The sequence below is a fragment of the Klebsiella grimontii genome (assembly GCF_042137965.1).
Lineage (GTDB): Bacteria > Pseudomonadota > Gammaproteobacteria > Enterobacterales > Enterobacteriaceae > Klebsiella > Klebsiella grimontii.
Genome location: NZ_CP169721.1, coordinates 411,219 through 433,772, shown reverse-complemented (window position 1 = coordinate 433,772; position 22,554 = coordinate 411,219). Strand labels below are relative to the sequence as shown.

Here is a 22,554-nt window from a genome sequence, read left to right as displayed (position 1 = left end):
GTTATGTCTGCCAAACATCCGGTGATTGCCGTCACGGGCTCCAGCGGCGCGGGAACCACGACCACCAGCCTCGCCTTTCGCAAAATCTTCGCCCAGCTTAATCTGCACGCCGCCGAAGTTGAAGGCGATAGCTTTCACCGCTATACCCGTCCGGAAATGGACATGGCGATCCGTAAAGCGCGCGATCAGGGCAAACATATCAGCTACTTTGGCCCCGAGGCTAACGACTTCGGCCTGCTGGAACACACGTTCGCCGAATATGGGCAAAGCGGCAAAGGCCAGTCGCGCAAGTATTTACATACCTATGACGAGGCCGTGCCGTGGAATCAGGTTCCGGGGACCTTCACGCCCTGGCAGCCGCTGCCCGAACCGACTGACGTCCTGTTTTATGAAGGCCTGCACGGCGGCGTGGTGACGCCGCAGCATAACGTAGCAAACCATGTCGACCTGCTGGTTGGCGTGGTGCCCATCGTCAATCTTGAGTGGATCCAGAAGCTTATTCGCGACACCAGCGAACGCGGCCACTCTCGTGAGGCGGTGATGGATTCCGTGGTCCGTTCGATGGAAGACTACATCAACTTTATCACCCCGCAGTTTTCGCGCACCCACCTCAACTTCCAGCGCGTACCGACGGTGGATACGTCCAACCCGTTTGCGGCCAAAGCCATCCCTTCGCTGGATGAAAGCTTTGTCGTTATCCATTTCCGTAATCTAAAAAATATCGATTTCCCCTGGCTTCTGGCGATGCTGCAGGGCTCGTTTATCTCGCATATGAATACGCTGGTGGTACCGGGCGGGAAAATGGGGCTGGCGATGGAACTGATCATGGCGCCGCTGGTTGAGCGCCTGATGGAAGGCAGGAAAATAAGCTAACGGTCAAAACCCCGGTGACGCGTTTGCCGGCCGGGGCCCGTTCGGCTTACCCTTCGATCACTTCATAAGAGTGGGTAATGTTTACCGCTTTCTCAAGCATCAGCGCGACGGAACAATACTTTTCCGCCGACAGGTCGACCGCGCGAGACACGGCAGCGTCCTTCAGTTCTTTACCGGTCACGATAAAATGCAGATTGATATGGGTAAACAGACGCGGAGCCTCTTCGCGACGCTCAGAAGTCAGCTTAACTTCGCAGTTGGTAACGTTATGACGGCCCTTCTGCAATATGGAAACCACATCGATCGCGCTGCATCCGCCTGCCGCCATCAGAACCATTTCCATTGGGCTGGGCGCTTTATCCCCGGAATTGCCGTCCATCAGAATCTGGTGACCAGAAGCCGACTCACCGATGAAGGTTAACCCTTCAACCCACTTCACTCGCGCTTGCATAAATTTAACTCCAGGGCTGTAATTTTCCCGACAGATTACGCGTACATAACAATTCTCGCAACGGAAGGCGACCTGGGTCATGCTGAAGCGAGACACCAGGAGACATGCGGCGAAAGCTATGCTAAAACAATCTGGATGCTACAGTAATACATTGATGTACTGCATGTATGCAGAGGAGTTCACATTACAGGCTGCAGAAAACTTTCAGCCGGATTCCCAGGTATAGGGATTCAATACGATTGCATGCCCGGATGCCGTGTAGTGTCGGCACCCGGAGATAGCTTATAACAGAGGATAACCGCGCATGGTGCTTGGCAAACCGCAAACAGACCCTACCCTTGAATGGTTCTTGTCTCATTGCCACATTCATAAGTACCCATCAAAGAGCACGCTGATCCACCAGGGTGAGAAAGCAGAAACGTTGTACTACATCGTTAAAGGCTCCGTGGCTGTACTCATCAAGGATGAAGAAGGTAAAGAGATGATCCTCTCTTACCTTAATCAGGGCGATTTCATCGGTGAATTAGGCTTGTTTGAAGAAGGCCAGGAGCGTAGCGCTTGGGTACGTGCGAAAACCGCATGTGAAGTGGCCGAAATCTCCTACAAAAAATTCCGTCAGCTGATCCAGGTTAACCCGGACATCCTGATGCGTCTCTCTTCGCAGATGGCTCGTCGTCTGCAGGTCACGTCTGAGAAAGTGGGCAACCTCGCCTTCCTTGACGTTACCGGTCGTATCGCTCAGACGCTGCTGAACCTGGCTAAACAGCCGGATGCGATGACCCATCCGGACGGTATGCAAATTAAAATTACACGTCAGGAAATCGGCCAGATCGTCGGCTGCTCCCGCGAGACCGTTGGCCGCATCCTGAAAATGCTGGAAGATCAAAACCTGATCTCCGCGCACGGTAAAACTATCGTCGTCTACGGTACCCGTTAAGTCGGTAAAACGGCGTATTGCCTGACGATACGCCGTTTTTGTTTTCTCCTCATGTGGCGCAGGCTGATTTACCACCCTGAAGTCAACTATGCACTGCGGCAAACGCTGGTGTTGTGTCTGCCGGTCGCGATTGGGCTTCTGTTTGGCCACTTACAGCAGGGGCTTCTGTTCTCTCTGGTTCCCGCCTGCTGCAACATTGCCGGGCTGGATACGCCGCATAAGCGTTTCTTTAAGCGTCTGATTATCGGCGGCAGCCTGTTTGCCGGCTGTAGCCTGATCGTCCAGCTTCTTCTGCAACGCGAAATCCCTTTGCCGCTAATCCTCACCGGTCTGGCGCTGATCCTCGGCGTCACGGCTGAAATCAGCTCCCTGCACGCGCGGCTGCTGCCTGCCTCGCTTATCGCGGCTATTTTTACCCTCAGTCTCGCGGGCAACATGCCGGTGTGGGAGCCGCTGTTAATCTACGCCCTCGGCACCTTATGGTATGGGGTGTTCAACTGGTTCTGGTTTTGGCTCTGGCGCGAGCAGCCGCTGCGCGAATCCTTAAGCCTGCTCTACCGTGAGCTCGCCAACTACTGCGAGGCCAAATACAGCCTGCTTACCCAGCATACGGACCCCGCCACATCGCTGCCGCCGCTGCTCAACCGCCAGCAAAAGGTGGTGGATCTGATTACCCAGTGCTATCAGCAGATGCATATGCTGGCGGCTAACCAGCGCAGCGATCACAAACGCCTGCTGCGCGCTTTCCAGGTTGGACTGGACCTTCAGGAGCATATTTCCGTCAGCCTTCATCAGCCAGAAGAGGTGCAGAAGCTGGTGGAACGCAGTCACGCGGAAGCGGTGATTCGCTGGAACGCGCAAACCGTTGCCGCCCGCCTGCGGGAGCTGGCGGACGATCTGCTCTACCACCGTTATCCCCGGCGCTTTCAGATGGACAAACAGATCGGCGCGCTGGAAAAAATCGCCTGGCAGCATCCGGATAATCCTGTCGGCCAGTTCTGCGCCTGGCACTTCAGCCGCATTGCCAGAGTTCTGCGCACCCAGCGCCCGCTGTACGCGCGTAACCTGATGGCGGATAAAACCCGCCGCCTGCCGCTGCTGCCCGCGTTGAAAAACTATCTGTCGCTTAAGTCGCCGGCGTTACGTAACGCCGCGCGTATCAGCGTAATGCTGAGCGCCGCCAGCCTGATGGGCAGCGCGCTGCATCTGCCTAAGCCCTACTGGATCCTGATGACCGTGCTGTTCGTGACGCAAAACGGCTACGGCGCGACGCGGGTTCGTATCGTCCATCGGGCTGCCGGAACCATTGCGGGGCTGGTCATTGCCGGGCTCACGCTGCACTTTCACGTTCCTGAAGGCTATACGCTGACCGCGATGCTGTTCATTACGCTATTGAGCTACCTGATTATTCGCCAGCATTACGGCTGGGCGATGGTCGGATTTACCGTGACGGCGGTGTACACCCTGCAACTGCTCACCCTGAACGGCGAGCAGTTTATCGTCGCCAGACTGATTGATACGCTGATTGGCTGCCTGATTGCTTTCGGCGGCATGGTCTGGCTATGGCCGCAGTGGCAAAGCGGTCTGCTGCGCAAAAATGCCCACGACGCGCTGGAAGCCGATCAGGAAGCCATCAGGCTGATCCTCAGCGACGACCATCAGGCCCCGGCGCTGGCCTATCAGCGCATGCGCGTTAATCAGACGCATAACGCGCTGTTTAACTCGCTAAATCAGGCGATGCAGGAACCCGGTTTTAATTCCCACTATCTCGAAGACATGAAGCTGTGGGTGACCCACAGCCAGTTTATTGTCGAGCACATCAATGCCATGACTACCCTGGCGCGCGAGCACAATATGCTGACGCCGGATTTAGCCCAGCGTTATCTGGAGTCCTGCGAGATTGCGCTCCAGCGCTGCCAGCAGCGGCTGGATTCCGACGGGCCCGGCAGCGCGGGGGATGTGAATATTATGGAGGCGCAGGATGCGGAGGTCCCTCGCGGACCGCTCAGTACGATGGAGCAGCACTTGCAGCGCATCCTCGGGCATCTGAACACCATGCACACCATTTCATCGGTGGCATGGCGTCAGCGTCCGCATCATGGCATCTGGCTGCGCGCCACTAAGCGCTAAGCACCCGCTCAACCGCCTGGGCAAAGCGCGCCATGCCTTCAGCAATATCGCTATCATCAATCACCAGCGACGGTACGAAGCGCATCACGTCTGGTCCGGCATTGAGCACCATGACGCCCGCCTCTGCGGCTGCATACAAGAAATCGCGCGCCTTCCCGTGATACTGCGGCTTCAGCTCGGCGCCGATCAGCAGACCCATGCCGCGAATATCGCTAAACAGATCGAACCGCGCGTCAATTTGCTGAAGGTGCTGAACAAACAGCTCGCGCTTCGCGGTGACGCCGTCCAGCACTTCCGGCGTGTTAATCAGATCGAAGGCCGCCCCGCCGACCGCGCAGGCCAGCGGGTTACCGCCGTAGGTCGAACCATGGGAACCGGCGTGGAAAGCGCTGGCGATATCATGGGTGGTCAGCATCGCGCTGATAGGGAAGCCGCCGCCAAGCGCCTTGGCGCTGGTCAGAATATCCGGCGTCACGCCGTAGTGCATATAGGCAAACAGCGAGCCGGTGCGCCCCATACCGCACTGGACTTCATCAAACACCAGCAGTGCCTGGTGCTGGTCGCAGAGATCGCGCAATCCTTGCAGGAATTCCGGCGTCGCCGCCGTCACTCCACCTTCACCCTGAATCGGCTCGACCACCACCGCGCAGGTATGATCGTCCATCACCGCTTTCACCGCGTGTAAATCGTTAAACGGTACGTGAACGATATCGGCCGGTTTCGGCCCGAAACCATCAGAATATTTGGGCTGGCCGCCGACGGAGACGGTAAACAGCGACCGACCGTGAAAGGCGTTATGGAAAGCGATGATTTTGGTTTTGTACGGACTATGGCGCGTCACGGTGTAATGGCGCGCCAGCTTGAATGCCGTTTCGTTGGCTTCCGTCCCGGAGTTCATAAACACCACGCGATCGGCAAAAGTCGCATCCACCAGCTTACGCCCGAGGCGCAGGGCCGGTTCGTTGGTAAAAACGTTACTGGTATGCCACAGCTTTTCACCCTGCTCATGGAGTGCCGCCACCAGCGCCGGATGGCAATGACCGAGCGCGGTCACGGCAATCCCACCGGCGAAATCAACGTACTCTTTACCCTGCTGATCCCATACTCGGCTCCCCTTGCCCTTCACCGGAATAAATTCTGCCGGTGCATAAATCGGCAAAATGACTTCATCGAATGTAGCGCGGGTGATTGCCGGTTGTTCAGTTGCCATGTGGTGCCCATCCTTTACGTTATGCAGCAATGATTATGATAATCTAATCACAAAATATGCATAAAAAATCAACCAATGGCAACTACAAATCACCGATTGAGGAAGTTTGCCAGCAGCTGATGTCCCTGCTCGCTGAGAATACTCTCTGGATGAAACTGCACGCCCTCGAGATCGAAGATGCGGTGGCGAATGCCCATAATCTCCCCCTTTTCGCTGCGGGCGGTCACCTCAAAGCATTCAGGCAGCGTTAGCGGATCAATCAGCAGGGAGTGGTAGCGGGTCACCGTAAGCGGGTTATTCAGTCCAAGGAACACCCCTTGACCGGTATGGCTGACCGGGGACGTTTTCCCGTGCATCACTTTCGCGGCTCGTACGATCGCGGCGCCGAAAACCTGGGCAATCGCCTGATGGCCCAGGCAAACGCCTAAGATCGGCGTCTTACCGGAAAAGTGGCGAATCACCGCCAGCGAAATCCCTGACTCATCGGGCGTGCAGGGGCCCGGCGAGATAACGATTTTCGCTGGCGCCAGAGCAATGATATCCGCTAACGTCAGCTCGTCATTACGTCTGACCAGAACTTCCGCGCCAAGCTCGCAGAAATACTGATACAAATTCCAGGTGAAAGAATCGTAGTTATCGATAAGCAGGATCATAGCGGCTCCGGGAACAAAGAACCGCGCTATTCTACTCAGTTTCCACGGCTTCGCTTACCACTTTGCGAAATATCGTCTGCAGCGGAGAAAGGTCGCCCATCGCTCCGCTCTGGTTGGCCTGGTTCCACGCATCGACCGCAATATCGCGCCAATCCAGCGTATAACCCGCATGGATAGCCAGCTGCTCAAAGAAAATGCGTTGCGCCATGCCGTTACCGAGACGGAAAGGATGCAGGACATTTATTTCGCAGTAGTAATGAGCAAGACGTTCAATGAATTTATCCTGCGCGAGCCCCACCAGATAACCTTCCTCTTCAAGATCCTGAAGCAGCGCGTTTCCCTCTTTTTCGATATAGGCGAAATGGCAGAAGCGGGTGTCGCCCTGATAGATATCTACTTCACGCAGTTGCCCCGCCCAGTCGAAAACATCCTGATAGAGCTGGCGATGAATCGCGCACAGATGAGGTAATCCCCGCACCAACGGCCCGAGTTCAATGGTTGCCGCGCGTAATGCGGTCAGATCCCATGCCGCCTGCTCAAGGCGCTGAGCCTGGCGGATGCCCAGGCGGTTGCGCATGACCTTCAGGCCCGAGTAGAGATAAGGATCCCGCCCCTCGCCGAATTTATCGCTCATAGTGACTCCTTAACGCCTCAATACGCGCCAGAGCTTCTTCGGGGGTAAGGGTTATCAGCGGAATATCGACGCCCTCCAGCCGTCGGCTGGCCTGGAAATTAACGTTACGTCGAGCCTCCCAGAGACGGGATTTCTGTTTTTCGGTGAGTTTTTTCATTTAACACCTCCCTGACGATTCCGCGGTTGCCACAAGTATAAGCGGCAAAAAACGATTTCGCAGGGAAGCGGGGGAATGCGCGGGCATGAGTTACCCGCGCAAATAGGTTTACGGCAGCACTTTTGCGGAAAGAATCACGATAGGTTTCGACGGTACATTCTGATACGGCCCAACGTTATGGGTCGGCACCTGAGAAATCTTATCCGCTACGTCCATGCCTTTGACGACTTTACCAAACACCGCATAGCCGAAATCGCGCTGGCCATGATCGAGGAAGGCGTTATCCGCAATATTGATAAAGAACTGGCTGGTGGCGCTGTCCTGATCGGCGGTACGCGCCATGGCGATGGTGCCACGCGTGTTGCGCAGGCCGTTGTCGGCTTCGTTTTTAATCGGCGGATTAGGCTGCTTCTGCTGCATCTGTTCGTTAAAGCCGCCACCCTGCACCATAAAACCTGGGATCACGCGGTGAAACGTGGTGTTGTTATAAAAACCGCTGTTCACGTACTTGAGGAAGTTATCAACCGAAATTGGCGCTTTCTGGCTATTCAGCTCAAGCTCAATATTGCCCGCAGACGTGGTCAGCAACACATGGGGATCGCCCTTTGCCGCCATGGCCGGGGAGAATGCTGAAATGGCGAAAACGGCAGCCACCGCCGCGAGAGTGGATTTGAGCATGGAAATTCCTTAACGGAGCAGAATAAAAACCGAGTGCTTTGATTCTAAAGAGCCTTTGCATCCTGGGCCAGCCTTTTACCTAATTTTACTTAGCTGAAACACTTGTAACGATGCGTCTATTGATTCGCCAAATAAATAAATGTGAAGCCAATCACATTAATAATTGCAAAAAGATCTAATTTTCAGAATAAACGTTTGCTTGAATCACGCTAACGCATAAAATCTGTCCGCCCGGCGCAGAGTCAACGCGCTTTACATTTCTATTCACAGGCCAGTCATGACTAACAGCAACCGTATCAAGCTCACATGGATCAGCTTTTTCTCCTACGCCCTGACCGGCGCGTTGGTGATTGTCACCGGGATGGTGATGGGAAACATCGCAGATTATTTTCATCTGCCCGTTTCCAGTATGAGCAACACCTTTACCTTCCTTAACGCCGGTATCCTGATCTCTATCTTCCTGAACGCCTGGCTGATGGAAATTGTTCCGCTGAAAACCCAGCTGCGTTTTGGCTTTATCCTGATGGTTCTGGCCGTCGCGGGTTTAATGTTCAGCCACAGCCTGGCGCTGTTTTCCGCTTCAATGTTCGTGCTTGGCCTGGTCAGCGGGATCACCATGTCGATTGGTACCTTCCTGATCACCCATATGTATGAAGGTCGTCAGCGCGGGGCGCGTCTGCTGTTCACCGACTCCTTCTTCAGCATGGCGGGGATGATCTTCCCGATGCTGGCCGCTTATCTGCTGGCGCGCAGCATCGAGTGGTACTGGGTGTATGCCTGCATCGGCCTAGTCTACGTCGCGATTTTCGTGCTGACCTTCGGCTGTGAATTCCCGGTATTGGGTAAAAAAGCCCTGCAGGAAAGCCAGCCGGTAGCGAAAGAGAAATGGGGCATCGGCGTACTGTTTCTCTCTATCGCCGCGCTGTGCTATATCCTCGGCCAACTGGGCTTTATCTCCTGGGTGCCGGAATACGCCAAAGGCCTCGGTATGAGTCTTGGCGACGCAGGTAAACTGGTGAGTGATTTCTGGATGTCGTACATGATCGGCATGTGGTCATTCAGCTTTATTCTGCGCTTCTTCGACCTGCAGCGTATTCTGACGGTGCTGGCGGGCGTGGCGACGGTACTGATGTATCTGTTTATCAACGGTTCGCCGGAGCATATGCCGTGGTTTATCCTGACCCTCGGCTTCTTCTCCAGCGCTATCTATACGTCGATCATCACCCTGGGCTCGCTGCAGACCAAAGTGTCATCGCCGAAGCTGGTGAACTTCATTCTCACCTGCGGCACCGTAGGCACCATGCTGACCTTCGTGGTCACCGGTCCTATCGTTGCCGCCAGCGGCCCGCTGGCGGCGCTGCATACCGCTAACGTTCTCTACGCGGTGGTATTTGTGATGTGTCTGATCCTCGGCTTCGTCTCCCGCCACCGTCAGAACAACGCGGCTGCGGAATCGCACTAAGCCTCAGGCCCCTTTGTTCCGGCAAAGGGGCTATTTCGGGTAAAGAACAGCTCCTCCCCGCCCCTGTCAGTCTGTACCCAGGTCTGCGCCAGCTGCGTGGTGGCAATCACTCTCCCCTGACGAATTGACCAGCGCACCGGCACCTGACAGCGCACGGCCTCAAACCCGTTTTCAGCGGGCAGAATCACCAGATTCGCCGGGTTCCCCGTTGTAATACCGTAATCGCTGAGGCCAAACGTTCGCGCGCTGTTTTCCGTCACCAGCTTCAGTCCATCATTAATCTGCTGATAGCCCATTATCTGACAAACGTGCAGCCCCATATGCAGCACCTGCAGCATATTGCCGGTACCCAGCGGATACCACGGGTCAAATACATCGTCATGGCCAAAGCAGACGTTAATTCCCGCCGCCATCAGCTCCTTCACGCGCGTAATGCCGCGGCGCTTCGGATAGTCGTCAAAGCGTCCCTGAAGATGAATATTGACCAGAGGATTGGCCACGAAGTTAATGCCCGACAGCTTCAGTAAACGAAAAAGACGTGACGTATACGCGCCATTGTAGGAGTGCATTGCGGTGGTATGGCTGGCGGTCACTCGCGGCCCAATACCCTCTTTTAACGCCAGGGCCGCCACGGTTTCAACGAACCGCGACTGTTCATCATCGATTTCATCGCAGTGGATATCCAGAGGCCGCTGATACTTTTTCGCCAGCCGGAAAGCAATGTGCAGGGATTCCACGCCATATTCGCGCGTGAATTCAAAATGCGGAATCGCGCCGACCACATCGGCGCCCAGACGCAGCGCCTCTTCCAGCAGAACCTCACCATTGGGATAGGATAAAATACCCTCTTGTGGGAAGGCGACAATCTGCAGCTCTACCCACGGCGCGACCTCCTTTTTGACCTCCAGCATGGCTTTGAGCGCGGTCAGCGTAGGGTCGGAAACATCAACGTGGGTACGAACAAACTGGATGCCGTTGGCGATTTGCCATTTTAGCGTCTTCCACGCGCGAGCTTTAACGTCCTCATGGCTCAATAACGCCTTCCGCTCCGCCCAACGCTCAATCCCTTCAAACAGGGTTCCGGACTGATTCCAGTTCGGCTCACCGGCGGTTTGCGTAGTATCAAGATGGATATGCGGCTCAATAAACGGAGGGATCGCCAGCCCGCCGCGCGCATTCAGCACTTCATAACTCTCATTGCGCGCCTCACCCATGGGGGTGATATCCCCGAAGCGCCCCTTGTCTATCGCTATCTGCCATAGTCCTTCGCGATCGGGCAGACGAACGTTCTCAATTAACCAAAGCGGCGCTGCTGTCATATTGCTGACTCCCGTAATTGTTGCTGAATATTTAGTCAACCCGCCGTGGGTCTCCGTTGCCAATTTTGTACATAAAAAAAGCAAAAAGGAAAAGCCAGCGTTTTCCAGCACTTATAAAAATACTGACAAATCATAAACATACCACTTAAGTAGTAGGTAAAGGTGTAATTGATTTGCATCAATAAGTGTCGCGGCTGAATCGTTAAGGTAGGCGGTAATATAAAAGAAATCGAGGCAAAAATGAGCAAAGTCAGACTCGCTATCATTGGTAATGGTATGGTCGGCCACCGCTTTATTGAGGACCTTCTTGATAAATCCGACGCCAACCTATTCGATATTACCGTGTTCTGTGAAGAACCCCGTATCGCCTACGACCGCGTGCACCTCTCCTCTTACTTCTCTCACCATACCGCCGAAGAGCTCTCTTTGGTACGGGAAGGTTTCTACGAGAAGCACGGCGTTAAGGTGCTGGTCGGCGAACGCGCCATCACCATCAACCGCCAGGAGAAGGTTATCCACTCCAGCGCGGGCCGTACCGTATTCTATGACAAGCTGATTATGGCGACCGGCTCCTATCCGTGGATCCCGCCGATTAAAGGTTCTGAAACTCAGGACTGCTTTGTTTATCGCACCATTGAAGACCTTAACGCTATTGAAGCCTGTGCCCGTCGCAGCAAACGCGGCGCGGTCGTCGGCGGCGGTCTGCTAGGGCTGGAAGCCGCGGGCGCGCTGAAAAACCTCGGCGTTGAGACCCACGTGATTGAATTCGCTCCCATGCTGATGGCTGAACAGCTGGATCAGATGGGCGGCGAACAGCTGCGCCGTAAAATCGAAAGCATGGGCGTACGCGTTCACACTAGCAAAAACACCAAAGAGATCGTTCAGGAAGGGACGCAAGCGCGTAAAACCATGCGTTTTGCCGACGGCAGCGAGCTGGAAGTCGACTTTATCGTCTTCTCTACCGGTATCCGCCCGCGCGATAAGCTGGCCACCCAGTGCGGTCTGGAAGTCGCTCCCCGCGGCGGTATTGTGATCAACGACGCCTGCCAGACCTCTGACCCGGATATCTACGCCATCGGTGAATGCGCCAGCTGGAACAACCGCGTTTTTGGCCTGGTCGCGCCAGGCTACAAAATGGCCCAGGTTACCGTTGACCATATCCTCCAGACCGAAAACGCCTTTGAAGGCGCGGATCTCAGCGCCAAGCTGAAGCTGCTGGGCGTTGATGTCGGTGGGATTGGCGACGCCCACGGCCGTACGCCGGGCGCGCGCAGCTATGTTTATCTCGACGAAAGCAAAGAGGTCTACAAACGCCTTATCGTCAGCCCTGACAACAAGACCCTGCTCGGGGCGGTGCTGGTGGGCGATACCAGCGATTACGGCAACCTGCTGCAGCTGGTGCTGAACGCCATCGAACTGCCGGAAAACCCGGACTCGCTGATCCTGCCGGCGCACGCGGGCAGCGGTAAGCCGTCCATCGGCGTGGATAAGCTGCCGGACAGCGCGCAAATTTGTTCCTGCTTCGATGTCACCAAAGGCGCACTGATTGCCGCCATTAATAAAGGCTGCCACACGGTGGCGGCGCTGAAGGCGGAAACCAAAGCCGGTACCGGCTGCGGCGGCTGCATCCCGCTAGTAACTCAGGTGCTCAACGCCGAACTGGCGAAACAGGGCATAGAAGTCAACAATAACCTGTGCGAGCACTTCGCGTACTCCCGCCAGGAACTGTTCCACCTCATCCGTGTGGAAGGCATCAAAACCTTCGAAGAGCTGCTGGCGAAACACGGTAAAGGCTACGGCTGCGAAGTGTGTAAACCGACCGTTGGTTCCCTGCTGGCTTCCTGCTGGAACGAATATATCCTCAAGCCGCAGCACACCCCGCTGCAGGATACTAACGACAACTTCCTGGCGAATATTCAGAAAGACGGCACCTACTCCGTTATCCCGCGCTCTGCGGGCGGCGAAATCACCCCGGAAGGCCTGGTGGCGGTGGGCCGCATCGCCCGTGAATTTAATCTGTACACCAAGATCACCGGCTCTCAGCGTATTGGCCTGTTCGGCGCGCAAAAAGACGACCTGCCGGAAATCTGGCGTCAGCTGATCGAAGCCGGATTCGAAACCGGTCATGCCTACGCCAAAGCGCTGCGGATGGCGAAAACCTGCGTCGGCAGCACCTGGTGCCGCTACGGGGTAGGCGACAGCGTCGGCTTCGGCGTCGAGCTGGAAAACCGCTACAAAGGCATTCGTACGCCGCACAAAATGAAGTTTGGCGTCTCCGGCTGTACCCGCGAATGTGCGGAAGCCCAGGGTAAAGACGTCGGCATCATCGCCACGGAGAAAGGCTGGAACCTTTACGTCTGCGGCAACGGCGGCATGAAGCCACGCCACGCGGATCTGCTGGCGGCGGATCTTGACCGCGAAACGCTGATGCAATACCTCGACCGCTTCATGATGTTCTACATCCGCACCGCCGACAAACTGACCCGTACCGCGCCGTGGCTGGATAACCTGGAAGGCGGCATCGATTACCTGAAGTCGGTCATCATTGATGACAAGCTGGGCCTGAACGCGCATCTGGAAGAAGAGATGGCCCGCCTGCGTGAAGCGGTAGTCTGCGAGTGGACGGAAACCGTCAACACCCCAGCGGCCCAGGTTCGCTTTAAACACTTCATCAACAGCGATAAGCGCGACCCGAACGTCCAGGTGGTCCCTGAGCGTGAACAGCATCGCCCGGCCGCGCCCGACGAACGTATCCCGGTAACTCTGGTGGAGGAAAACGCATGAGCCAGTGGAAAAACATCTGTAAAATCGATGACATCCTGCCGGAAACCGGCGTCTGCGCGCTGTTAGGCGATAAACAAGTGGCGATTTTCCGCCCGTATCACGGCGACCAGGTGTTTGCGATTAGCAATATCGACCCGTTCTTTGAGTCCAGCGTCCTGTCTCGCGGCCTGATCGCCGAGCATCAGGGCGAGCTGTGGGTTGCCAGTCCGCTGAAAAAGCAGCGCTTCCGCCTGCGCGACGGCCTGTGTATGGAAGATGAAAGCCATTCGGTGGCGCACTATGAGGCCAGAGTGAAAGACGGCGTCGTGCAGCTACGCGGTTAATCAATTTATGGGAGGCGCAATGCCTCCTTTTTTTTGCATTTTTTATCTTTATCTCTCAAGGAAACCTATGTTTACGGACACTATCAACAAGTGCGCGGCTAACGCTGCGCGCATCGCACGCCTCTCGGCAAACAATCCGCTGAGCTTCTGGGTAAGTTCGATGATGGCGGGGGCCTATGTTGGACTTGGCATCATCCTTATTTTCACCCTCGGCAATCTACTCGACCCTTCCGTTCGCCCGCTGGTGATGGGAGCAACCTTTGGCATTGCGTTAACCCTGGTGATTATCGCCGGTTCTGAACTATTTACCGGCCATACGATGTTCCTGACCCTGGGCGTAAAAGCGGGCACCATCAGCCAGGGCCAAATGTGGGCGATTTTGCCGCAAACCTGGGTAGGTAACCTTTTAGGTTCTGTTTTCGTGGCGCTGCTGTATAGCTGGGGCGGCGGCGGCCTGCTGCCGGTCGATACCAGCCTCGTCCATACCGTCGCGTTGGCAAAAACCAGCCAGTCGGCGATGGCGCTCTTTTTCAAAGGCGCGCTGTGTAACTGGCTGGTGTGTCTGGCAATCTGGATGGCAATCCGCACCGAGGGCGCGGCAAAATTTATCGCTATCTGGTGGTGTCTGCTGGCGTTTATCGCCTCCGGTTACGAACACTCGGTCGCCAACATGACGCTGTTTGCCCTCTCCTGGTTCGGCCATCACAGCGATGCCTATACCCTTGCGGGTATCGGTCACAATCTGTTATGGGTAACACTCGGCAATACTTTGTCCGGTGTCGTATTTATGGGGTTGGGTTATTGGTATGCTACGCCGCAATCGGAGCGCCCTGCTCCGGAAAAAATCAAACAATCAGAGGCTGCTGCCAATAATTAAGAGGTAATGTCGTGGACCATTTGCCTATATTTTGCCAACTACGCGATCGCGACTGCCTGTTAGTCGGCGGTGGCGATGTGGCTGAGCGTAAAGCTCGCCTGTTACTGGATGCGGGAGCCAGATTAACGGTCAATGCCCTGGATTTCGTACCGCAGTTCCAGGTCTGGGCCGATTCGAACATGCTGACTTTGGTACAAGGTGAGTTTAATCCTGTGCTGCTGGATAACTGCTGGCTGGCGATTGCTGCCACCGACAACGAAGCGGTTAATCAGCAGGTCAGCAAATCCGCGGAAGAAAGGCGAATATTTTGCAACGTGGTCGACGCTCCTCAGCAAGCCAGCTTTATTATGCCGTCGATTATCGACCGCTCGCCGCTGATGGTTGCCGTCTCTTCTGGCGGCACCTCGCCGGTGCTGGCGCGCCTGCTGCGTGAAAAGCTGGAGTCGGTTCTGCCGCTACATTTAGGTCAATTAGCCCACTACGCAGGTCAGCTGCGCTCCCGGGTGAAGAAACAGTTTGCCACCGTTGGCGAACGCCGCCGCTTTTGGGAGAAACTGTTTGTTAACGACAGGCTGGCGCAGTCGCTGGCCAATGAGGACCGCCAGGCCGTCGCGGACGCGACGGAGCAGCTGCTGACCGAGCCGCTGGATCATCGCGGCGAAGTAGTGCTGGTAGGCGCCGGCCCCGGCGATGCCGGACTGCTGACCCTCAAAGGCCTGCAGCAAATACAGCAGGCCGATGTCGTGGTTTATGACCGCCTGGTCTCCGACGACATTATGAATCTGGTGCGCCGCGATGCCGATCGGGTCTTCGTGGGTAAACGCTCGGGCTACCACTGCGTACCGCAGGAGGAGATTAACCAGATTCTGCTGCGCGAAGCCCAGGGTGGAAAACGCGTTGTACGCCTGAAGGGCGGCGATCCGTTTATCTTTGGCCGCGGCGGCGAAGAGCTGGAAACCTTGTGCCATGCCGGTATTCCATTCTCCGTCGTACCGGGGATTACCGCGGCCTCCGGCTGTTCGGCCTACTCGGGCATCCCGCTGACCCATCGGGATTTCGCCCAGGGCGTGCGTCTGGTCACCGGCCACCTCAAGACCGGCGGCGAGCTGGACTGGGAAAACCTGGCGGTAGAAAAGCAAACCCTGGTGTTCTATATGGGCCTGAACCAGGCCCCGGCGATCCGGGAAAAACTGATTGCCCACGGCATGGCGGCGGATATGCCCGCCGCCATCGTTGAAAACGGAACGGCAATCACTCAGAAGGTTGTCACCGGAACCTTAGAGCAGCTGGATATTCTGGCGAAGCAAATGGCCAGCCCGGCGTTGATCATTGTCGGCCGCGTGGTTGGCCTGCGCGACAAGCTGAACTGGTTCTCAAACCATTAATGGCGAAGATTGAGCTCAAAACGGCTCACATATAAAAAAGCCGGATGCATTGCACCCGGCTTTTTATTGCGCTGCGGCCAGCAGATTACTCAGGGCTTAGCGACGAAACCAATCGCTTCATAGACCGCTTTCAGGGTAACAGAAGCGCGAGCGCTGGCTTTCTCCGCGCCCTCTTTCATGACCTGATTCAGGAAGGCTTCATCACCGCGGAATCGGTGATAGCGCTCCTGCAGTTCGGTCAGCATGCCGGAAACGGCTTCCGCCACTTCGCCCTTCAGGTGACCGTACATTTTGCCTTCAAAATGCTGCTCCAGCTCTGGAATACTCTGACCGGTAACGGCAGAGAGGATGTCCAGCAGGTTGGAGACACCCGCTTTATTCTGAATGTCGTAGCGAACAACCGGCGGCTCGTCGGAGTCAGTGACCGCGCGTTTGATCTTCTTCACCACCGATTTCGGGTCTTCCAGCAGGCCGATAACGTTGTTGCGGTTATCATCTGACTTGGACATCTTTTTGGTCGGCTCCAGCAGCGACATCACGCGCGCGCCGGATTTTGGAATAAACGGCTCAGGGACTTTAAACACATCGCCATAGATCGCGTTAAAACGCTGGGCGATATCGCGGCTCAGCTCCAGATGTTGTTTCTGATCTTCGCCGACCGGGACCTGGTTAGTCTGATACAGCAGGATGTCGGCAGCCATCAGCACCGGATAGTCAAACAGACCGGCGTTAATGTTTTCCGCATAGCGCGATGACTTGTCTTTAAACTGGGTCATACGGCTCAGTTCGCCGAAATAGGTGTAGCAGTTCAGCGCCCAGCCGAGCTGCGCGTGCTCCGGCACGTGGGACTGAACGAAGATGGTGCTTTTTTGCGGGTCGATACCACACGCCAGATACAGCGCCAGCGTGTCCAGCGTGGCCTTACGCAGCTGCTGCGGGTCCTGACGGACGGTAATCGCGTGCTGGTCAACGATGCAGTAAATGCAGTGGTAATCGTCCTGCATGTTTACCCACTGACGCAGCGCACCCATGTAGTTGCCAATGGTCAATTCACCTGAGGGCTGTGCGCCACTAAAAACGATGGGCTTAGTCATTTTTTATTCCTGAGTTTCACTGTACGGTAGCCCGAAAGCGGGCAAGAGTTCATTAAATTGGTCAAAGATATAATCCGGCTCGCTCTGCGAAATCGGCTCGCCGTAGTTGTAGCCGTAGGTCAGACCGATTGAGCGGCAGCCTGCGGCCTTCGCGGCCTGAATATCATTGCGCGAGTCGCCAACGAACAGCAGCTCCGTGGGTGCCAGCCCCAGTTTCTCCGCGACCATAAGCAGCGGTTCCGGATGCGGTTTTTTGTTTTTTACATCATCGCCGCCGATAACAACGGTAAAATATTTGGCGATATCCAGCGACGCCAGAATCGGCGCGACAAACGGCGTCGGTTTATTGGTCACCAGCGCCAGCGGCAGGCCTTTTGCGTGCAGCGCGCCCAGCGTATCGGCAACGGCTGGAAATAAAAAGCTCCCCTCTTCCGCCACTTCACCATAGTAGCGATCGAACAGCTTGCGCAAAATGGTCTGCTGTTCAGCCTGCGGAATATCGTCATGATCGACGGAAGGTTTGCCCTGAGAGGCTCTTAACGCCGCGCGCTCCTGACGAGCCCAGGTCAGGGCTCGCTGGATCAAGACGTCCGCGCCGTTGCCAATCCAGGTCACGACTCGCTCTTCTCCCGCCATCGGGAGCTCCAGCGCATACAGGGCGTTATCAACGGCTGCGGTCAAGCCCGGCGCGCTATCGACCAGCGTCCCGTCGAGATCGAACGCCACGCCGCGAATGTTTTGTAACTTATACATGGCTAACCTTTGCTAATTCGCTACGCATTTGATCGACCACTTTTTTATAGTCAGGCTGATCGAAAATGGCCGATCCGGCAACAAACATATCCGCACCGGCTGCAGCAATCTCAGCGATATTGCTGACTTTTACGCCGCCATCGACTTCCAGACGGATGTCGTAGCCGGATTCGTCAATGCGACGACGAACTTCACGCAGTTTTTCCAGAGTGTGTGGAATAAAAGACTGACCGCCAAAGCCCGGATTGACGGACATCAGCAGGATGACATCCAGCTTATCCATCACGTAGTCGAGGTAGCTCAGGGAGGTGGCCGGGTTAAACACCAGACCGGCTTTACAGCCGTGCTCTTTGATAAGCTGCAGCGTGCGGTCAACGTGTTCGGAAGCTTCCGGATGGAAAGTAATGATGCTGGCGCCCGCGGCGGCAAAATCAGGGACGATGCGGTCAACCGGCTTGACCATCAAATGCACGTCAATCGGCGCGGTGATACCGTAATTTCGCAGTGATTTCAGCACCATCGGACCAATGGTCAGATTCGGCACGTAGTGGTTGTCCATCACGTCAAAGTGCACAACATCGGCACCCGCAGCCAACGCATTGGCGGTATCCTCGCCCAGACGGGCAAAATCAGCCGACAGAATCGAAGGGGCAATCAAATACTGCTTCATCCGCATCTCCTTGAAATTTATTTGGTCTTGGGCGGACGGTACAGAGCCAGAAGCTCGTCCACCTTCTTACGTGTACCACCGTTGCTGCTGATGCTGCGTCGAACCTTCACAATATGCGTCTCAGCGGCGTTTTTGTACCACTCCTGAGTGAGCGGCGTGCGATGGTTTGAAATAAGCACAGGAATACGCTTTTTCATCAGCGATTCCGCTTTTTTAGCCAGCAGCTCCTGCTGCTCCTGGCTAAAGCTATTCGTATGATAAGCCGTAAAATTCGCCGTAGACGACAGCGGCGCATAGGGCGGATCGCAGTAAACAACGGAGCGGTTATCTGCCCGCTTCATGCACTCTTCATAAGATTCACAATGAAACTCTGCATGCTGCGCCTTCTCCGCAAAATGATACAGCTCAGCTTCGGGAAAATAGGGCTTTTTATAGCGACCAAACGGCACGTTAAACTCACCGCGCAGATTGTAGCGACACAGGCCATTGTAGCCATGACGGTTCAAATACAGGAACAACACCGCGCGACGCAGCGGCTCCTGGCTCTGGTTGAACTCATCCCGGAACCGATAATACTGCTCTGCGACGTTGTTCTCTGGCGTAAACATCTCACGCGCCGCCGCAACATAGTCATCGGTACGCAGCTTGACGATGTTATACAGACTGATCAAATCACTATTGATATCAGCGAGGATATAACGAGAAAAGTCGGTATTAAGAAATACCGACCCGGCGCCCACAAAAGGCTCAATCAAGCAGTCGCCCTGCGGCAAATGCTTTTTAATATCGTCAAGCAGGGGGTATTTACCCCCTGCCCATTTCAGAAAAGCGCGATTCTTTTTCATGCTGCCTAACTAATTACACATTCTCCGGCTGTGGAGAAAGCTCCGACAGCATCCTGCGCTTCAGACTACTCTGCGGCATTATTTCAGGTCAGACTGAACCTGATGCAGCGGTTTTGCCCACGGGTTTTTCGCCTGTACATCTGCTGGCAGCGTAGCAACAGCACGTTTCGCTTCATCTTTCGAAGCGTAAATGCCGCTCACCAGAACATACCAGGGCTGACCGTTACGCGTAGTCTCATAGACAACATATTTTTCCAGCTTCTCTTTCTTCGCCCAACTGTTGAGGTTGTTGTAGTTAGAAGAGCTGCTGAGCTGCAGCGTGTAGTGACCGGACGGCGCAGACTTCATCGAGCTGACGTCGCCGGCACTTTTACCCGCAGCAGCCGTTGCTGCCGGAGCGGCAGTTGCAGTCGCAGTCGGAGCAGTAGATGCAGTTGCGGCCGTTGCCGCAGGAGCGGTAGTCGCAGCCGGTTTAGCCTGTGCAGTAGCGGTAGGATTAGTGGTCGGCTGAGCTTTTGCCGGAGCCGTAGTCGCGACGCTTTCTGTACGCTTAGGCTGGACCGGAGCCGGTTTCGGCTGGGTCGGCGCTTTCGCCGTGGCCTGCGGTTTCGGTTCGATAACCGTATGCTTACGCTCAGCCGGGCGCGGTGTCGCCGCCGTCTGACGCTCTGTCGTCGCCTGACGCGGGGCAGTGGCGCCATTGCGCACTGGCGCAACGGTAGCAGGCTCAGTTGGCAGAGTAGAGTTCGCTACCGCGCTATCAATCTGACCCTGCTGCTGGGTCAGCGCATTGTTCAGATCGCCCTGAACCTCAACGCGCTGCTGCCCTTGCGGTTCAGCCGTAGCCTGACCTTGAGTCGGGTTAGAGGCGATAGGCGGCAGAGAAACATCCTGCGGCTGCGAGCTGCTAGCCGCTGATGAATCCTGAGCAGCAGGCTGAGTATTATTATTGTCCTGCTCGCCGGAGAGGTTGATGCTCTTCTCACCGGAAGCCGTTTGCTCGTTGGATGAGGATGGTGATTTCAGCGCGGAACCCACGCCAACAATCAGCAGCAGCAGAACGAGGATCCCCACGCCCATCATGATGTACTGACGAGAAGCGGGTTTCGCAGGCGCCTTCTTACGCTTGCGAGGACGACGCTCAACCTGACGCTCTTCGTCATCGCCTTCGTCAGACTCTACCTCTTCTTCGTACTCTTCATACTGTTCTTCGTCGCGCTCACGGCGTGCTTTGCTGCCGCGTGTCGGGCGACCATCGTCAGCATCATCAAGATCGACATCATCAAAATTGATTTGCGGATCGGCATCACGCTCTGAAGACTGACGAGAACGACCAGTACGACGATCGCTGCGATCGGCTTTCATATCGTCTTCTGGTTTTAATTCATCCATTTAACACCCCACTAAAAGGCTTATGCTCACGACTATTGCACATCACCCGAAATGATAACGCCGCGCGAACGCGGCCAGACCTTCTTATTGTTGCGCCTGCTGAGTATCAGCAATCGCGCCAAGAACAACATCGTGCGGTACTCCGCCGCGTATCTCGCTCTTCCCTATCGCGAGGGGTAGCACCAGCCGCATCTCGCCTGCCAGCACCTTTTTATCACGCATCATGTGGGGCAAATACGCCTCTGCCGCCATCTCCTGCGGCCCGCATACCGGCAAACCAGCACGCTGCAACAGATGAATAATTCGCTGCGTATCCTGCGGATCAAAGCGCCCCAAACGCTCGGACGCATGCGCCGCCATCACCATACCGGCCGCGACCGCTTCACCATGCAACCAGTTACCGTAGCCCATTTCAGCTTCGATAGCATGACCAAAAGTATGGCCAAGATTGAGTAAAGCACGTAACCCGGTTTCGCGCTCGTCGGCGGCGACAACTTCGGCTTTCAGCTCACAACAGCGACGGATACAGTACGCCATTGCGGTTTCATCCAGCGCCATCAATGCATCAATGTTATTTTCCAGCCAGTCGAAGAATTCGCCGTCAAGAATAACGCCGTACTTGATCACTTCAGCCAGGCCGGAAGAGAGCTCACGCTTCGGCAGCGTTTTGAGACAGTTGAGATCGACAACAACAGAAACCGGCTGCCAGAAGGCGCCAATCATGTTTTTGCCGAGAGGATGGTTGACGGCCGTTTTGCCGCCGACCGAAGAATCCACCTGCGACAGCAGAGTGGTCGGAACCTGAATAAAGCGTACGCCACGCTGGTAGCTGGCCGCTGCAAATCCCGTTAAATCACCAATTACCCCACCGCCGAGCGCCACTAATGTGGTGTCGCGGCCGTGTGGTTTTTGCAATAGCGCGGTAAAAACGGTATCCATCACCGCCAGGCTTTTAAACTGCTCGCCGTCGGGAAGGATCACGCTATCGACTTTTACTCCCGCTTGCTCAAGTGCGGAGCGTACGGTATCCAGATAAAGCGGCGCCAGCGTCTCATTGGTGACCAGCATAACCTGGTCGCCTGATTTCAGTGGCAGGAAGGAAGCTGGATCGTTAAACAAACCAGCCGCGATGGTAATCGGGTAACTACGTTCCCCGAGGGTTACAGTAAGCCTCTCCATAACGCGACGTCCACCTCAGTTGCTTTTACTCTGACGCACTTTATTAAGCCAGAATCAGTTGCTTTCCAGCATATGAATAATCTGGTTTGCTACCACTTTCGCGCTTTGATCGTCAGTACGGATAGTGACGTCAGCAATCTCTTCGTACAGCGGATTACGCTCATCCGCCAACGCTTCCAGTACTTCGCGAGGCGGCGCATCAACTTGTAGCAAAGGACGCTTTTTATCGCGCTGCGTACGGGCAAGCTGCTTTTCGATAGTTGTTTCCAGGTAGACCACCACGCCGCGGGCGGAGAGACGGTTACGCGTTTCACGGGATTTTACAGAGCCACCGCCGGTTGCCAGCACGATTCCCTGTTTTTCCGTCAACTCATTGATAATTTTTTCTTCACGGTCGCGGAAGCCGTCTTCGCCTTCTACATCAAAGACCCAACCCACATCTGCGCCAGTGCGTTTCTCAATTTCTTGATCGGAATCGTAAAATTCCATGTTGAGCTGTTGGGCTAACTGGCGCCCAATAGTGCTTTTGCCGGCACCCATAGGCCCAACCAGAAAGATATTGCGTTTCTCTGCCATTTTTTCGGTACTACTAAGACTATTCGTTAATGGTAAACCCGCTTCGCAGACACCCAGCGCAGCAGGACATGAACTGAAACCTCATATGCAATAGAGCGAGAGTCAGACTAAAAATTATCTCAATACTCCGGCTGGTTTGGCAACAGAATAAATCACCGGACAAGAAAGGGAG

22 protein-coding genes are annotated in these 22,554 nt (G+C 55.4%); 8 read left to right on the top strand and 14 right to left on the bottom strand.

What is annotated here, in order from left to right:
• The first annotated feature begins 3 nt into the window (after window positions 1-3).
• Window positions 4-873 carry a phosphoribulokinase gene (locus tag ACE3MN_RS01945; protein ID WP_004138395.1) on the top strand — a complete coding sequence of 290 codons (870 nt, stop codon included), beginning with the start codon at window positions 4-6 and terminating at the stop codon, window positions 871-873.
• Between the two features lie 46 nt (window positions 874-919).
• Here the strand turns inward: ACE3MN_RS01945 and ACE3MN_RS01940 are convergent, their stop codons facing one another.
• Window positions 920-1,324 (bottom strand): OsmC family protein, encoded by a 405-nt coding sequence (locus ACE3MN_RS01940; protein ID WP_004106401.1) that lies wholly within the window; start codon window positions 1,322-1,324, stop codon window positions 920-922.
• A 304-nt stretch (window positions 1,325-1,628) separates the two neighbouring features.
• Here ACE3MN_RS01940 and crp point away from each other — a divergent pair, with 304 nt between their 5' ends.
• The gene (gene crp / locus ACE3MN_RS01935; RefSeq protein ID WP_000242758.1) at window positions 1,629-2,261 is read left to right on the top strand and encodes a cAMP-activated global transcriptional regulator CRP; all 633 of its coding nucleotides are present in this window, start codon (window positions 1,629-1,631) and stop codon (window positions 2,259-2,261) included.
• A gap of 51 nt (window positions 2,262-2,312) precedes the next feature.
• On the top strand, window positions 2,313-4,391 hold the full coding sequence (locus ACE3MN_RS01930) for a YccS/YhfK family putative transporter (protein WP_024359844.1): 2,079 nt from the start codon (window positions 2,313-2,315) through the stop codon (window positions 4,389-4,391).
• Here the strand turns inward: ACE3MN_RS01930 and ACE3MN_RS01925 are convergent.
• From ACE3MN_RS01925 to ppiA, 5 genes are all read right to left on the bottom strand, one after another.
• Complete coding sequence (locus ACE3MN_RS01925; protein ID WP_004138387.1) at window positions 4,381-5,601, bottom strand: aspartate aminotransferase family protein; 1,221 nt, start codon at window positions 5,599-5,601, stop codon at window positions 4,381-4,383. The two genes, ACE3MN_RS01930 and ACE3MN_RS01925, sit on opposite strands and share 11 nt — an antisense overlap.
• An 89-nt stretch (window positions 5,602-5,690) precedes the next feature.
• A complete protein-coding gene (gene pabA / locus ACE3MN_RS01920; RefSeq protein ID WP_024359843.1) occupies window positions 5,691-6,254 on the bottom strand; it encodes an aminodeoxychorismate synthase component 2 in 564 nt (187 codons plus the stop codon).
• 31 nt (window positions 6,255-6,285) lie between these two features.
• Window positions 6,286-6,888 carry a putative adenosine monophosphate-protein transferase Fic gene (locus ACE3MN_RS01915; RefSeq protein WP_024359842.1) on the bottom strand — a complete coding sequence of 201 codons (603 nt, stop codon included), beginning with the start codon at window positions 6,886-6,888 and terminating at the stop codon, window positions 6,286-6,288.
• Complete coding sequence (locus tag ACE3MN_RS01910) at window positions 6,878-7,045, bottom strand: YhfG family protein (RefSeq protein ID WP_004138384.1); 168 nt, start codon at window positions 7,043-7,045, stop codon at window positions 6,878-6,880. The genes ACE3MN_RS01915 and ACE3MN_RS01910 overlap by 11 nt, the downstream gene beginning before the upstream one ends.
• Window positions 7,046-7,153: 108 nt before the next feature.
• Window positions 7,154-7,723 (bottom strand): peptidylprolyl isomerase A, encoded by a 570-nt coding sequence (gene ppiA, locus ACE3MN_RS01905; RefSeq protein ID WP_004854889.1) that lies wholly within the window; start codon window positions 7,721-7,723, stop codon window positions 7,154-7,156.
• Between the two features lie 277 nt (window positions 7,724-8,000).
• Between ppiA and tsgA the strand changes: the two genes are divergently transcribed.
• Window positions 8,001-9,185: an MFS transporter TsgA gene (tsgA, locus tag ACE3MN_RS01900; protein ID WP_024359841.1), complete on the top strand. Its 1,185-nt coding sequence runs from the start codon at window positions 8,001-8,003 to the stop codon at window positions 9,183-9,185.
• Here the strand turns inward: tsgA and ACE3MN_RS01895 are convergent.
• The gene (locus ACE3MN_RS01895) at window positions 9,182-10,504 is read right to left on the bottom strand and encodes a cytosine deaminase (protein WP_049090176.1); all 1,323 of its coding nucleotides are present in this window, start codon (window positions 10,502-10,504) and stop codon (window positions 9,182-9,184) included. The two genes, tsgA and ACE3MN_RS01895, sit on opposite strands and share 4 nt — an antisense overlap.
• 240 nt (window positions 10,505-10,744) lie before the next feature.
• On the opposite strand from ACE3MN_RS01895, the gene nirB reads away from it, so the two are divergent.
• The 4 genes from nirB (at window position 10,745) to cysG (ending at window position 15,873) form a co-directional block, all read left to right on the top strand.
• Window positions 10,745-13,288, top strand: a complete 2,544-nt coding sequence (nirB, locus tag ACE3MN_RS01890) for an NADPH-nitrite reductase large subunit (protein WP_064343280.1) — start codon at window positions 10,745-10,747, stop codon at window positions 13,286-13,288.
• Window positions 13,285-13,611, top strand: a complete 327-nt coding sequence (gene nirD / locus ACE3MN_RS01885) for a nitrite reductase small subunit NirD (protein WP_004132244.1) — start codon at window positions 13,285-13,287, stop codon at window positions 13,609-13,611. The genes nirB and nirD overlap by 4 nt, the downstream gene beginning before the upstream one ends.
• 67 nt (window positions 13,612-13,678) lie before the next feature.
• Window positions 13,679-14,488 (top strand): nitrite transporter NirC, encoded by an 810-nt coding sequence (gene nirC, locus ACE3MN_RS01880; protein ID WP_004132246.1) that lies wholly within the window; start codon window positions 13,679-13,681, stop codon window positions 14,486-14,488.
• An 11-nt stretch (window positions 14,489-14,499) separates the two neighbouring features.
• Complete coding sequence (gene cysG, locus ACE3MN_RS01875; RefSeq protein WP_024359838.1) at window positions 14,500-15,873, top strand: siroheme synthase CysG; 1,374 nt, start codon at window positions 14,500-14,502, stop codon at window positions 15,871-15,873.
• A gap of 89 nt (window positions 15,874-15,962) precedes the next feature.
• On the opposite strand, the gene trpS is transcribed toward cysG, so the two are convergent.
• From trpS to aroK, 7 genes are all read right to left on the bottom strand, one after another.
• Window positions 15,963-16,967 (bottom strand): tryptophan--tRNA ligase, encoded by a 1,005-nt coding sequence (gene trpS / locus ACE3MN_RS01870; RefSeq protein ID WP_004132248.1) that lies wholly within the window; start codon window positions 16,965-16,967, stop codon window positions 15,963-15,965.
• A 3-nt stretch (window positions 16,968-16,970) separates the two neighbouring features.
• Window positions 16,971-17,720, bottom strand: coding sequence for a phosphoglycolate phosphatase (gene gph / locus ACE3MN_RS01865; RefSeq protein ID WP_064410533.1), 750 nt, complete (start codon window positions 17,718-17,720; stop codon window positions 16,971-16,973).
• Window positions 17,713-18,390 (bottom strand): ribulose-phosphate 3-epimerase, encoded by a 678-nt coding sequence (rpe, locus tag ACE3MN_RS01860; RefSeq protein ID WP_064410534.1) that lies wholly within the window; start codon window positions 18,388-18,390, stop codon window positions 17,713-17,715. The genes gph and rpe overlap by 8 nt, the downstream gene beginning before the upstream one ends.
• Window positions 18,391-18,407: 17 nt before the next feature.
• Complete coding sequence (gene dam, locus ACE3MN_RS01855) at window positions 18,408-19,235, bottom strand: adenine-specific DNA-methyltransferase (RefSeq protein ID WP_004132251.1); 828 nt, start codon at window positions 19,233-19,235, stop codon at window positions 18,408-18,410.
• Window positions 19,236-19,313: 78 nt separating this feature from the next.
• Window positions 19,314-20,627, bottom strand: coding sequence for a cell division protein DamX (damX, locus tag ACE3MN_RS01850; protein ID WP_064343281.1), 1,314 nt, complete (start codon window positions 20,625-20,627; stop codon window positions 19,314-19,316).
• Window positions 20,628-20,711: 84 nt separating this feature from the next.
• Complete coding sequence (gene aroB, locus ACE3MN_RS01845; RefSeq protein WP_004132253.1) at window positions 20,712-21,806, bottom strand: 3-dehydroquinate synthase; 1,095 nt, start codon at window positions 21,804-21,806, stop codon at window positions 20,712-20,714.
• A 54-nt stretch (window positions 21,807-21,860) separates the two neighbouring features.
• Window positions 21,861-22,382: a shikimate kinase AroK gene (gene aroK, locus ACE3MN_RS01840; protein ID WP_004106441.1), complete on the bottom strand. Its 522-nt coding sequence runs from the start codon at window positions 22,380-22,382 to the stop codon at window positions 21,861-21,863.
• Window positions 22,383-22,554: the final 172 nt, after the last annotated feature.